Source organism: Paenirhodobacter ferrireducens (assembly GCF_004022265.1).
Classification (GTDB): domain Bacteria; phylum Pseudomonadota; class Alphaproteobacteria; order Rhodobacterales; family Rhodobacteraceae; genus Rhodobacter; species Rhodobacter ferrireducens.
Genome location: NZ_SAVB01000040.1, coordinates 1 through 12,876, shown reverse-complemented (window position 1 = coordinate 12,876; position 12,876 = coordinate 1). Strand labels below are relative to the sequence as shown.

Here is a 12,876-nt window from a genome sequence, read left to right as displayed (position 1 = left end):
CACATAGACCGTCTCCATGATCGCAACCAGGATCGACAATCCCAGCGTCAGCGGCACGAAGAGGAAGTGATACAGAGCCGTCATCGCAAACTGCAGTCGCGACAGCTCCACAATATCAAGGTCCATCCGTCTTTCTCCAACCTGATGCGCCGCCCTCCCGGGGGGAGGCGGCAGCTGCGGGCATCATGGTCAAAACGGCGCGACTTGCGCCCCTGCGCCTTGCCGCAGGTGGGCAAATTGTCCAAGGGGCGGGGAAAGGGGGCGGGGCGCTCAGGGGGCCTTTGCCATCGCGGCCTGTGCCACCTCGGCCACGGGCAGGGGAGGCGGGGCGGGGGACCAGCCGAGGCCGAGGCTCTTGTTCAGGCCGATATAGGCGGTGGCGAGTTCCGTCCGGCCCTGGCTGAGGGCCAGGTCGATCTGCAGCTGCGCACGCTGGATGTCGAGCTGGTCGATCACCGAGAGCGTGCCGGCGCCGGTCATCTGCGCTGCAAGTTCGGTGGCCTTCGCGGCCTCGGTGCTGGCCGTGCTCAGGCGTGCGACCGAGGCGCGGCGCTTCTCGAAGGCCGAGAGCGATCCCTCGGCATCGGCGAGTGCGGCGAGCACCGTCTGGCGATAGCCCGCGAGCGCCTCGTCGCGCAGCCCCGCCGCCTGCGCGAGTGCCGCATCCTTGCGGCCGAAATCGAGCGCGTTCCATTGCAGCACCGGGCCCACGGCAAGGCCGAGCCCGTCCGAGCGCAGCACCGCGCCGGGGGTGCCGCCGGCAGTCGAGACGAGGCCCATGAAGGTGATCTTCGGAAAGAAGCTGGCGGCGGTCTCGCCGATCGCGGCGCTCGAGGCGGCGAGGCGGCGCTCGGCCTCGCGGATGTCGGGGCGGCGGCGCAGCATGTCGGCGGGATTGCCAATCGCCACCTTGCGCGGCGGGCGCGGCACCGCGCGGGGGCGGGCGAGCTCGGGGGCGAGCGCGGCGGGCGTGGTGCCGGTCAGCACCGCCAGCTGCGCCGTCAGCGCGTCGACCTGCGCCTCGATCAGCGGCATCTGCGCCTCGGTCGCGGCGGCATCGGCGCGCAGCCGGGCGATGTCGAGCGCATTCGTCACGCCCTGCGTCGCGGCATCCTCGCTGAGCGTCAGCCCGCGCTGTTTCAGCGCGACCGAGCGGCGGGTGATGGCGAGTGCGTCCTGCGCGCCGCGCAGCGCGACATAGGCGCGCCCGACCTCGGCGGCGAGCTGCACCTGCGCATCGGCGAAGGCGGCCTCGGCGGCCTCGGCCTGGGCCCGGCCGCGTTCGGCCGCGCGACGCTTGCCGCCCAGAAGATCCGTCTCCCAACTCGCATCGAAGCCGGTGAAATAGACGTCGTTCTGCACATCCGAGGGCAGGGTCAGCGGCAGCCCGGGCACCAGCACGCTGCCCCCCGCCTCGCCGGTGCCGATCCGGGTGTCGAGCGTCCCGCCCAGCACCGCGCCCGCCGGGTTCAGGTTCGCCACCGCCCCGGCATAGGCCGCGCGCGACTGCGCGAGCCGGGCGCGGGCGACCGCGAGCGCGGGGCTGTCGGCGCGGGCGCGGGCGATCAGCCGGGTCAGCTCGGCATCGTTGAACCCCGTCCACCACTCGGCCGGCGGATTGGCCGCCACCGTTGCCGCCTGCCCGTGCTGGAACCGCGCGGCGAGGGTCGCCACGACCGGCGGGCCCTGATAGTCGGGGCCGAGGGGGGCGCAGGCGGCAAGGCAGAGGAGAAGCGGCAGGGAACGCATCGGGGGCACCTAATGGATCGCGAGGCCGGCGCCCTTCGGCAACGGCCGCAGCAGCACGGCAAGCGGAATGCAGACGAAAAGCAGCAGGGCGAAGACGTAGAAGAGGTCGTTGAAGGTCATCACCAGCGCCTGTTCGGTGATGACGCGGGCGGCCGACTGAAGCTTCAGTGCGAGCGCCTGCGGCGTGCCGCCATCGCCGTGCAGCAGCCCCTGCAATTGCGGCGAGCCGGCGGGGAGCGCCTCGGCCAGACGCTCGGCATGGAACGAGCCGCGGCGGTCCTGCAAGGTGGCGATCATCGACAGCCCGACCGAACCGCCGAGGTTGCGCGCGGCGTTGAACAGACCCGAGGCATCCTCGGCCTTCTCGGGCGGCACGGAACTGGCCGCGGCCTGATTGAGGAACAAAAGCGCAAAGCCCTGACCGAAGCCGCGCAGCACCTGTGACAGGGTGAAGTCATCGCCCGAGGATTGCGCGGTCAGCGTGATGTCGACCCAGCAGCCCCAGGCGAAGAGCGCCATCCCCCCGGCGACGGCAAGGCGCAGGTCGAGATGGCGCACGAGCCAGGGGAAGAACGGCATGATCATCATTGTCGGCACGCCCGAGATCAGCACGATCACCCCCGACTGCTGGGCGTTGTAGCCGGGCACCGCGGCGAGGAACTGCGGGATCAGGTAGAGCACGCCATAAAGTCCGGCGCCGAGGCTGAGGCTGAGCACGAAGACGCCGAAGAAGGCGCGCCCCTTCAGGATGCTCAGGTCGATCACCGGCTCGGCCGCTCGTTTCTGCCCGATCATCAGGGCGATCACGCCGAGCACCGTCGCCGCGCTCAGCCCGCGGATCAGGGGCGAGTCGAACCACATGTCGCGCTGCCCTTCCTCGAGCACCACGGTCAGCGCCCCAAGCGCCAGCGATAGCCCGAAGATGCCCAGCCAGTCGGCGCGCCAGAAGGCGGCGGGATTGAGCCGCTCCTTGTGCAGGCCGAAGAACAGCAGCCCGACGAGGCCGACGCCGACCGGGATGTTCAGGAAGAAGGCGTAATGCCAGCTCACATGCTCGGTCAGCCAGCCGCCGAGCAGCGGCCCGACGACCGGGCCGAGCACCGCCGTCATGCCGAAGAGCGCGATGCCGATCGGCTGTTGCGCGGGCGGCAGCCGGGTCGAGACGATGGTGAGCGCGGTTGGGATCATCGCGCCGCCGAAGAAGCCCTGCCCGATGCGGCCGACGATCATCATCGTCAGCGACGACGACATCCCGCACATCACCGAGAAGGCGGTGAAGAGCACCGTCGACAGCAGCAGGAAATCACGGATGCCGAAGATGCGGCTGAACCAGCCGGTGAGCGGGATCATCACGATCTCGGCCACCAGATAGGCGGTCGAAACCCAGGTCGCCTCGGTCGGGCTGGCGCCGATCTCGCCCTGGATCACCGGCAGCGCGGCATTGGTGATCGAGATGTCGAGGGTGGCCATCAGCGCGCCGATGGTGCCCGCCGCAACCGAGAGCCAGGCCTGCGCATCGGCCCGGGTGGGGGCGACGGCCTGAGCCGCGCTCTGGCTCATTCGGCGGCCCCGCTGCGGGTGTCGACCTTGGCGGTGACCGACAGGCCCGCAAGCAGCCGGTCCTGCACCGCCGGATCGGGGGTGATCGCGATCCGCACCGGCACGCGCTGCACGATCTTGGTGAAATTGCCGGTGGCGTTCTGTGCGGGTAGCAGCGCGAATTGCGCGCCGGTGCCGGGCGAGAGGCTTTCGATCTTGCCCGTCAGCGGATGGCCCGGCAGTGCGTCGACGTCGATCTCGACGCTCTGGCCCGGGCGCATCGCGCCGACCTGCGTCTCCTTGAAATTGGCGACGAGGTAGAGGTCTTCGGGGATCAGCGTCATCAGCTGCGTGCCGGCGCCCACAAGCGCGCCGGGCGTCACCGTGCGGTCGCCGACGATGCCCGCAAAGGGCGCGCGCACGACGGTGTTCTTCAGGTCGAGCCGGGCCTTGTCGCGCGCGGCCTCGGCCTGGGCGATGGCGGCCTTTGCCTGGCCGATGGCGGCGGTGGCGGTGCGGGCGGCGGCCTCGGCGGCGGTGACCTGCGCCTGCGCCACCTGCAATTGCGCCGCGGCCTTGGCGCGCGCATTCGCCAGTTGCGACATCTGTTCGGCGGTGGCGGCGCCGGTCGCCGCAAGCGGGGTGTAACGGGCGATCTGGCTTTCGGCAAAGCCCGCATCGACCTCGGCCGCGGCCTTGCCGGCCTTTGCCTGGGCGATGGCGGCGGCGGCACGGGCCGCCTCGGCCTCGGCGCGGTTCAGATCGGCCCCGGCCGCCGCGACCAGCGCTTCGGCCTGGGCAAGCTGGACCCGGTAATCGGCATCGTCGATGCGCACGAGGGCTGCGTCCTTCGCGACCCGGGCATTGTGGGCGACCAGCACCTCGGCCACATAGCCGCCAAGTTTCGGCGCGATCGCCACCTTGTCGGCCTGCAGATAGGCGTCGTTCGTCTCTTCGATGAAACGGCCCTCGGTCCAGTAGCCGTATCCCCACCAGAGCGTGGCGGCGAGGGCGGCAAGGGCCAGAAACGTCAGCTTGCCGCGATACTTGCGCCAGTCTTCGGTGGCGGGGGCGGTGCCGCTGTCGGTGCTGTCTTGCAAGGTCATTCCCGGGTCAATCCATCCCTTCGGCCCCGGCGCGGGGCCGGGAATACACCCTTGCGTAGCATGCAGGCCGATGGCTCGCCACGGTTTGATCGCCGCAGCGCCGCAGTGTGGGCGGTGACGTGGGGTCGCGTGGTCCGGCGTTCCCGACGCGACGCGCTGGACGGCGCGGGCCGCATGGGTGACAACAGGGACGAAAGCCCTACACTTGCGGGGTCTGTTCTCGTGAAAGGTGCCGGATGCCCCGCCGCAATTCCCTGACGACCGGCCCGATCAACGCGGCGCTTCTGCTCTTTGCCCTGCCCACCCTCGGCTCCTCGGTGCTGCAATCCGCGAACGGCTCGATCGACGCGGTGTGGATCGGCCGGCTTCTGGGCGAGAATGCGCTGGCCGCCACGACGAACGGCAATCTGGTGATGTTCCTGCTCACCTCCTTCGTCTTCGGCTTCGGCATGGCGGCGACGATCCTGATTGGCCAGTCGATCGGGCGCGGCGACATCCGCGCCGCGCGCGAGGTGGTGGGCACGGCGCTTGGCACCTTCGTGCCGGTGGCGATGGCGGTGGCGGTGCTGGGCTGGATCTTCGCGCCCGAGCTTCTGGCGCTCCTGGGCACCCCGGCCGAGACGGCGCCGCTGGCGCTCGATTTCCTGCGGGTGATCTTCGTCGCGATGCCGGCGATCCTGATGCAGACGATGCTGATGATGGCGCTGCGCGGTTCGGGCGACTCGCTGACGCCGCTGATCTTCATGGCGCTCGCCGTGGTGCTCGACATCGGGCTGAACCCGGTCTTCATCCTGGGCCTTGGTCCCATCCCGGCGATGGGGATCGGCGGTTCGGCTCTGGCGACGGCGGTGGCGAATGTCATCAGCCTCGCCGGCATGCTGATCTACATCTATGCCCGCGACCTGCCGCTCCGGCTGCGCGGCGCCGAGCTGCGGCTGTTGCGCCCGGATCTGTCGGTGCTGAAGCTGCTGCTGGAAAAGGGCCTTCCGATCGGCGTGCAGATGATCGTTGTCTCCTCCTCGATGCTGACGATGCTGAGCCTGGTGAATGCGCATGGCGTCGACACCACCGCGGCCTTCGGTGCGACGCAGCAGCTGTGGACCTATGTGCAGATGCCGGCGATGGCGCTTGGCGCGGCGGTGAGCGCGATGGCCGCGCAAAACATCGGTGCAGGCCGCTGGGACCGGGTCAGCCGGATCACCCGCTCGGGCCTTCTGTTCAACTTCCTGCTGACCGGCACGCTCGTCGTGGTGCTGATGGCCGCCGACCGGCAGGCGATGGAGATCTTCCTCGGCGCCGGCAGCCCGGCCATCCCGATCGGCCAGCACATCGGCCGCATCGCCACCTGGGGCTTCATCGCCTTCGGCTTCACCATGGTGCTGTTCGGCACGGTGCGGGCGAACGGGCAGGTGGTCTGGCCGCTGATCATCCTGTTCATCTCGATGTATCCGGTGCGGCTCGGCTTTGCCTTCGGTCTGTCGCGCTGGCTTGGCGCCGATGCGCTGTGGCTGTCCTTCCCGGCCTCGATGCTGTCGACGCTGCTGATGGCGAGCCTGCTTTATCTGCACGGCGGCTGGCGCGGCGCCCCGGTGATGACCTTTGACGGCACCGCCGAAGAGCTGGCCCGGGCCGGGGCGGACCCTGCCCGGCCCGGTCGCGAATGATTTTTCCCTCCCCAACTGTCAGGAGATGTCGATGAAACTGAACGTGGTGATCTGCTCGACCCGCCCGGGCCGCAACGGCAAGCCGGTGGCGGACTGGTTCTTCGCCCATGCGGCGGCGAACAAGGGCGGCTTCGACGAGGTGGTGCTGACCGACCTTGCCGAGGTCAACCTGCCGCTTCTGGACGAGCCGAACCACCCGCGGATGAAGAAATACACGCAGGAGCACACGAAGCGCTGGAGCGCTATCGTCGAGGGCTCGGACGCCTTCGTCTTCGTGATCCCGGAATACAATTTCACCGCGCCGCCGGCCTTCGTGAATGCGGTCGACTACCTCTATTCCGAATGGGGCTACAAACCCGCGGGGTTCGTCAGCTATGGCGGCATTTCGGGCGGGCTGCGCTCGGTGCAGACGGCGAAGACGATGCTGACCACGCTGAAGGTGATGCCGGTGCCCGAACAGGTGGTGATCCCGATGGTCTTCGGTCATCTGAAGGACGGGGTGTTCGAGGCCGAGAAGCCGCATGTGGAAAGCGCCGACGCGATGGTTGCGGAACTGGCGAAATGGGCCGCCGGGCTGAAGCCGCTGCGCTGAACGGAAGCGGGCGGCGGGGTCAGCCCCCCGCCGCCTCGCCAAAGACCACGATTGCCGCGCCGAGCAGGGCGAGCGCGGCAAAGCCAAGCGCGCGCGGGCCGAAGCGGTGCCGCGCATGGGCCTTCGCCGCCGCGATCAGCGCTTGCAGCGCGTAATAGCCGGCAAAGGCGCGCGAGGCGTAATTGATGATCTCGAAGACATTCGCGCTCCAGGTCAGGGCGATGCCGCAGGCGGCCAGCAGCGCATAGGCCTTGCGCGGGCTCAGCCGGCGGTGCGTGACCTCGGCGAACAGTCCGCCCGCGCCCGAGGTGTCGGCAATCGCCGCCGAGAATTGCGCCGCCAGCGCCGCCGCCACAAGCATCCCCGGCAGGATCGGCGAGACCACCCGCATCATGTCGATGATCGCGGTCTCGGTCAGCTTCAGCTCGGAGCGGGCGAAGACATAGGCGAGCAGCACGACATAGACCATGTAGATTGCGCTCGACAGCCCCTGCGCGAGCTTCATCGAGGCGATCCGGATGCGGGTGTCGTAGCTCGCGCCGAGATAGCGCGAGGTCTCGAAGCCCTGCACGGTGATGATCAGCCCGAAGGCCAGTGTCAGCGCGCTCCAGCCGGTGCGCTCGGGCGCGATGAAGTCCAGCGCGCCGGCCGTGGCCTTCGACCAGAAATAGGCGCCAAGCCCGGTCAGCAGCCCGGCGATGATCGCCAGCTTGATCGCCACGGACAGGTATTCGACCCGTTCGAGCACCCGAAACCCGCCCGACCAGCCGATGCCGAGAATGACGAGGAACATTGCCGTCGTCACCGTGTCGGCCCAGACCCGATTGTCGAAGGGCGTCAGGCTGACGGCGAAGGCGCCGAACAGGTTCAGGTAATAGGCGACCGAGATGATGTAGGAGAAGGCAAGCGCCCAGGAGGCCGCGGTTTCAAGATGCGGCAGCGGCAGCGGGTCGTGCGCGATGCCGGGATCGTCCTCGGCCATGTTGAAGCGGATCGCCGCACCGAAGGCCCAGGCCATCGCGCACAGCCCCGCCATCACCAGCGGCGCATAGCCCCCGAAAGAGGCATCAAGCACCGGGCCGAGCACCAGGAACCCCGAGCCGATGATCGAGGCGAGTGGGGTGATCATCGCGCGCCAGCGCGGCCGGTGCGCCAGCTTCGGCCAGAGCACGATGGCGCCTGCAAGCAGTGTCACAAGAAGGATGGCGATGTCGGTCACGGGGCCTCCGGGGTCTGCCTCCTCCTCCGTGCCGTCTTGGCCCGGGCGCATCAAGGCCGAAATGTCGCGCGGGAATTCCGGCCCCGATCTTCGCGTGCACGTTGCAGGGCCGGGGGAGCGATGCCTATATTGGGCACAACCGCCTGTTGCGGCGCAGGAATTGGACGAACCCCCATGGCAGAGACAAGCGTCAGAGACCCCTATGAAGTGCTCGGCGTGGCGAAGACGGCCACGGAAGCCGAGATCAAGAAAGCCTATCGCAAGCTCGCGAAGGAGCTGCACCCCGACCTGACCGGCGGCGACCCGAAGAAAGCCGAGCGCTTCAAGGAGGTGTCGGCGGCCCATGACCTGCTGCGCGACCCCGAGAAGAAGCGCCGCTATGACGCGGGCGAGATCGACGCGAGCGGGCAGGAAAAGCCGCAGCGGCAATATTACCGTTCCTATGCGGAAAACGACCCGTCGCAGCGCTATGAATACGAGGGGGGCTTCGACGATCTCGGCGACATCTTTTCGCGCGCCTTCCGCGCGCAGGGTGGCGCGGGGCGGGGCTTCGGCGGTGCCGGCGGAGGGTTCGAGCAGATGAAGATGCGGGGCCAGGATCTGCATTTCCACCTTGAGGTCGACTTCCTTGACGCGATCACCGGCGCGAAGAAGACGGTGACCCTGCCCGAGGTCGGCCGGGTCGAGCTGACGATCCCGGCGGGGATCGAGGACGGTCAGAGCCTGCGCCTTGCCGGCCGCGGCGGGCCGGGGGTGAATGGCGGGCCGGCGGGCGATGCGCTGGTGCGGATCTCGGTTGCGGCCGATCCGGTCTTCAGCCGCGACGGTGACGACGTGCTGATGGAGCTGCCGATCTCGATCGACGAGGCGGTGCTGGGCGGTCCGGTCGAGGTGCCGGTGCCGGGCGGGCGCGTCAAGCTGAAGGTGCCGGCGAACTCGAGCTCGGGCCGGGTGATGCGGCTGCGCGGCAAGGGCGTGCAGCGTGCCCATGGCACGCCGGGCGATCTGCGCATCACGCTGAAGATCGTGCTGCCCGAGCCCGAGGACGTGGCGCTCGCCGAGGCGGTGAAGGCCTGGCGGGCGAAGCATCACTATGACCCGCGCGCCGGATGGAAGGGAGAGCGCTGATGATGACTGAAGCCGAAATCCTGGACCGGATCGGGCGGCTCAGCGCCGAGCGCCTGACCCTGTGCGTCACCCGGGCCTGGGTGCGGCCGCGCCTGTCCGAGGCCGGCCCCGCCTATGACGAAACCGACCTTGCGCGGCTGCGCCTGATCGTCGAGCTGACCGAGGATATGGAGGTCAACGACGAGGCGGTGCCGCTGATCCTTGGTCTCATCGACGAGGTCAGTGCGCTGCGCCGGCGCATCCGGGCGCTGGACGCCGCGCTCGGTGCCGAGGGGCCTGTGGTCTGCGACGCGGTGATTGCGCGGTTGCGCGCGCTGCACGGCGACGGGGTGGCATGAGCCGCGGCCCGGGCAGGGCGGGCGGATGAACGGCGAGGCCCTCGCCTTTCTCGTCACCGCGGCGCTGTTGGCCCTGCACGGCTCGGCGGTCCTGCTGGCATTCCGCGCGATGCGCTTTGCCCGCACGCCGCAGGGCGCAGTCGGCTGGACGGTATTCCTTTTGGCGCTGCCCTATGTGGGCGTGCCGGCCTATCTGATCTTCGGCGATTTCCGCTATCCGGCGATGATCCGCGCCCGCCAGCTGTCGGAACTGGCCGCCCGGGTGGCCGAGGCGCCGCAGGCCGCGCCGCCGCCGCCCGTGCTTGCCCCCGAGACGCAGGGCATCCGCGCAGGCTTCGAGGCGATCGCCGGCCGCATGGCCGCCTCGGGCAACCGCGTTGCGCTGCTCACCGATGGCGCCGAGGTGTTCGAGACCCTCTTCGCCGCGATCCGCGCCGCGCGCCGCTATGTGCTGATCGAGACCTACATCCTGCGCGACGACGGGCTTGGCCGAGCGCTGCAGGAGGCGCTGATCGCCAAGGCGCGCGAGGGGGTGCGGGTCTGCGTGCTCTACGACCCCTTCGGCAGCTATGGGCTGCACCGCAGCTATGTCGCGCGGATGCGCGAGGCGGGGGTCGAGATCACCAACTTCCACGCCCGCCACCCGCCGCGCGCGCTGGCGCCGCTGCGGGTGAATTTCCGCAATCACCGCAAGATCGCGGTGATCGACGGCGAGGTGGCCTTCACCGGCGGCTATAACATCGGCGACGAATATGTCGGCCGCAACCCGCGGCTTGGCCCCTGGCGCGACACGATGGTGCGGATCGAGGGCGGCGCGGTGGCCCAGCTGCAGCTCCATTTCGCCGAGGACTGGCACTGGGCGACGGGCGAGTTGCCGGCGCTCGACTGGACCCCGCGTGATGTGCCCGAGGGGGTGCAGGCGCTGGTTCTGGCCTCGGGGCCCTCCGACCCGCAGGAGACTGGCACGCTCTATTTCGCGCAGGCGATCACCGCGGCCCGCAAGCGGTTGTGGATCGCCACCCCCTATTTCACCCCCGACACCGGGCTGCGCCAGGCGCTGCGGCTGGCCGCGCTGCGCGGTGTCGACGTGCGGGTGCTGATGGCGGGGCGGCGGGACCATTGGCTGGTCTGGCTGGCGGGCTTCGCCTTCCTCGAGGAGATGCGCGGCTCGGGCGTGCGGGTGCACCGCTATGATGCGGGCTTCATGCACCAGAAGGTGGTGCTGATCGACGACGAGATTGCCGCGATCGGCAGCCACAATCTCGACAGCCGGTCCTGCCGGCTGAACTTCGAGGCGAGCGCGGTGATCTTCGATCCAGAGACGGCGGGGCGGGTGGCGCAGATGCTGGAGCGCGATTTCGAGGCGGCGCCGCTGTGGCAGGGACCCCTGGCGCAGGCCCGGCCCGCGCTGCGCCTTGCCGCCCCGATCGCGCGGCTTTTCGCCCCGATCCTGTGACCTCAGGCGGTGACGCGGGTCCAGATCTCACGGATCTGGTCGGGCAGCGACATCGGGTCGAAGGGCTTCAGGATCACCTCTGCCGCGCCGATCTCCCGCAGCCGGTCGAAATCGGCGCGCGAGGCCTTGGCGGTGACGAAGATGATCGGCACCGCAGCGTAACCCGGGATCTCGCGCAGGCGGTGGAAGGTTTCCTCGCCGTCCATGTCGGGCATCATCACGTCGAGAAGGATCAGATCGGGCTTGAGCGAGGGGGCCGCATCGAGTGCGGGCTGGCCGCCCTCGAACTGGTTCACCGAGAAGCCGCCGACGAGTTCGAGCGACATCCGCGCAATCTGCCGGATGTCGGCGTCGTCCTCGATATGCATGATCTCGTGCAGATCCGCCATGCCCCAGCCTCTCCAATCCCGTTCGATCGCACGCTGTGCGGCGCGCGCCTGAAAACTGACAGCCATGTTAAGCCGGTTCCGTGGCGGAAGGCAATCGCCGCCGCGGAACCGGCGGCGCTCAGCCGGCGCGGCGCTGATCCCAGGCGGGGAAGGGGTCGGTCAGATCGACCCAGGCCTCGGGCAGGAAGAACTCGGTCGGCAGCAGCGCCGCATCGAGCGCCGCGGTGATCGCCGCCCGGTCGAGTCCGGCGCCGATGAACACCAGTTCCTGACGCCGGTCGCCCCAGGGCTCGACCCAGTTCCGGGCAATCTCGGCACGGGCTTCGGGATGGGCGGGGCGGCGGTCGCGCGGGACGGCGGCCCACCACAGGCCAAGCGGGCGCACGGTCGCCGCGGCTCCGGCGAGCGAGAATTCCGCCGCCCAGTCCGGCCGTGTCGCGACCCAGAAATGCCCCTTCGCGCGGATCACTCCGGGCAGATCGCCGGTCAGCACCGCGTGGATGCGGCCCGGGTCGAAGGGCAGGCGGGCGCGGTAGACGAAGGAGGAAATGCCGTATTCCTCGGTCTCGGGCACGTGTTCGGCAAAGCCGTACAGCTCCTTCGCCCAGAGCGGATGCTCGGCGGCGGTGTCGAAATCGAAGCGCCCGGTGTTCAGGATCTCGTCGGGCGCGACGACGCTGAAATCCGTCTCGATCAGCTTCGCATCGGGGTTCAGCGCCTTGACGATCTTGCGCGCCGCCGCGCGCCGCGCGGGGCCGGCGTCACCGACCTTGTTCAGCACCACGACATCGGCAAACTCGATCTGCTCGGTCAGCAGGTCGACCAGCGTGCGCGTGTCGCCCTCGCCCAGGCTTTCGCCGCGGTCGCCGATGAAATCGGCGCTCGAGAAGTCGCGCGTCAGGTTGATCGCATCGACCACCGTCACCATCGTGTCGAGCCGCGCGATGTCGGACAGGCTTGCGCCCGCTTCGTCGCGGAAGTCGAAGGTCGCGGCGACGGGCAGGGGCTCGGCGATGCCGGTGCCCTCGATCAGCAGGTAATCGAAGCGGCCCTCTTCGGCCAGCTTGCGCACGCCCTGCAACAGGTCGTCGCGCAGGGTGCAGCAGATGCAGCCGTTCGTCATCTCGACCAGCTTCTCCTCGGCGCGGTCGAGCGTGGTGCCGTCGCGCACCAGATCGGCGTCGATGTTCACCTCGGACATGTCGTTGACGATGACCGCGACGCGCCGGCCCTCGCGGTTGTTCAGCACGTGGTTCAGAAGCGTGGTCTTGCCGGCACCGAGAAAGCCCGAAAGCACGGTGACGGGAAGGCGGGTGTCGCTGGGGCGGGTCATGGGGGCCTCATAAATGTTATGATATAACGTAACTACATCGCGCCGGCCGAAGACGCAATCCTGCCCTTGTGGGCCGGGGCGCATTCCCGCTGCGCGCCCCTTTGCAAGGTGATGAAACTCGCGGCATTCTCGGGGAGCATGGGGGGCGCTTGCCCGCCCGGCCCTCGCCATCCGCGGGCGCGGCCCCTAGAGAAAAGACGGAAACGGACGTGCCGCGGCGCGTCCCCGAACGGCACGAGGCGGTGATGGGATATCAGTCGGTTGCACGGGGAGAGCGGTTTGGCTTTGCGACGCTGGCGGCGGTGATGGCGGCGGCGACGCCGGATCGGTCTGGCGATGCGCTGGCTGGGATTGCGGCGAGCA

General features: G+C 69.3%; 12 protein-coding genes. 5 read left to right on the top strand and 7 right to left on the bottom strand.

Going from position 1 to position 12,876, the window contains the following annotated elements; all coding sequences use genetic code 11:
• From EOW65_RS19635 to EOW65_RS19620, 4 genes are all read right to left on the bottom strand, one after another.
• Positions 1 to 126: cytochrome ubiquinol oxidase subunit I (locus EOW65_RS19635; RefSeq protein ID WP_164880105.1), on the bottom strand; the 126-nt coding region annotated here is incomplete at its 3' end.
• A 144-nt stretch (positions 127 to 270) separates the two neighbouring features.
• Positions 271 to 1,749 (bottom strand): efflux transporter outer membrane subunit, encoded by a 1,479-nt coding sequence (locus EOW65_RS19630; RefSeq protein WP_128152344.1) that lies wholly within the window; start codon positions 1,747 to 1,749, stop codon positions 271 to 273.
• 9 nt (positions 1,750 to 1,758) lie between these two features.
• Entirely contained in the window at positions 1,759 to 3,309 is a 1,551-nt protein-coding gene (locus EOW65_RS19625) for a DHA2 family efflux MFS transporter permease subunit (protein ID WP_128152342.1), read from the bottom strand.
• Complete coding sequence (locus EOW65_RS19620) at positions 3,306 to 4,394, bottom strand: HlyD family secretion protein (RefSeq protein WP_128152340.1); 1,089 nt, start codon at positions 4,392 to 4,394, stop codon at positions 3,306 to 3,308. The genes EOW65_RS19625 and EOW65_RS19620 overlap by 4 nt, the downstream gene beginning before the upstream one ends.
• Before the next feature lie 236 nt (positions 4,395 to 4,630).
• Here EOW65_RS19620 and EOW65_RS19615 point away from each other — a divergent pair, with 236 nt between their 5' ends.
• Positions 4,631 to 6,058, top strand: coding sequence for an MATE family efflux transporter (locus EOW65_RS19615; protein ID WP_128152338.1), 1,428 nt, complete (start codon positions 4,631 to 4,633; stop codon positions 6,056 to 6,058).
• A 31-nt stretch (positions 6,059 to 6,089) separates the two neighbouring features.
• Positions 6,090 to 6,650, top strand: a complete 561-nt coding sequence (locus tag EOW65_RS19610) for an NADPH-dependent FMN reductase (RefSeq protein ID WP_240664805.1) — start codon at positions 6,090 to 6,092, stop codon at positions 6,648 to 6,650.
• Positions 6,651 to 6,669: 19 nt separating this feature from the next.
• Here the strand turns inward: EOW65_RS19610 and EOW65_RS19605 are convergent, their stop codons facing one another.
• Positions 6,670 to 7,869: a hypothetical protein gene (locus tag EOW65_RS19605; RefSeq protein ID WP_128152334.1), complete on the bottom strand. Its 1,200-nt coding sequence runs from the start codon at positions 7,867 to 7,869 to the stop codon at positions 6,670 to 6,672.
• Positions 7,870 to 8,043: 174 nt separating this feature from the next.
• Here EOW65_RS19605 and EOW65_RS19600 point away from each other — a divergent pair, with 174 nt between their 5' ends.
• The 3 genes from EOW65_RS19600 to cls are packed head-to-tail and all read left to right on the top strand — an operon-like array spanning position 8,044 to position 10,791.
• Complete coding sequence (locus EOW65_RS19600) at positions 8,044 to 8,997, top strand: DnaJ C-terminal domain-containing protein (protein ID WP_128152332.1); 954 nt, start codon at positions 8,044 to 8,046, stop codon at positions 8,995 to 8,997.
• On the top strand, positions 8,997 to 9,335 hold the full coding sequence (locus tag EOW65_RS19595; RefSeq protein ID WP_164880174.1) for a chaperone modulator CbpM: 339 nt from the start codon (positions 8,997 to 8,999) through the stop codon (positions 9,333 to 9,335). Before EOW65_RS19600 ends, EOW65_RS19595 begins: the two co-directional genes overlap by 1 nt.
• A gap of 25 nt (positions 9,336 to 9,360) precedes the next feature.
• The gene (gene cls / locus EOW65_RS19590; RefSeq protein ID WP_128152328.1) at positions 9,361 to 10,791 is read left to right on the top strand and encodes a cardiolipin synthase; all 1,431 of its coding nucleotides are present in this window, start codon (positions 9,361 to 9,363) and stop codon (positions 10,789 to 10,791) included.
• A gap of 2 nt (positions 10,792 to 10,793) precedes the next feature.
• On the opposite strand, the gene EOW65_RS19585 is transcribed toward cls, so the two are convergent.
• Both EOW65_RS19585 and EOW65_RS19580 read right to left on the bottom strand, forming a co-directional pair.
• Entirely contained in the window at positions 10,794 to 11,246 is a 453-nt protein-coding gene (locus tag EOW65_RS19585) for a response regulator (RefSeq protein WP_240664804.1), read from the bottom strand.
• A 52-nt stretch (positions 11,247 to 11,298) separates the two neighbouring features.
• The gene (locus tag EOW65_RS19580; protein WP_128152326.1) at positions 11,299 to 12,513 is read right to left on the bottom strand and encodes a GTP-binding protein; all 1,215 of its coding nucleotides are present in this window, start codon (positions 12,511 to 12,513) and stop codon (positions 11,299 to 11,301) included.
• Between the last annotated feature and the right edge of the window lie 363 nt (positions 12,514 to 12,876).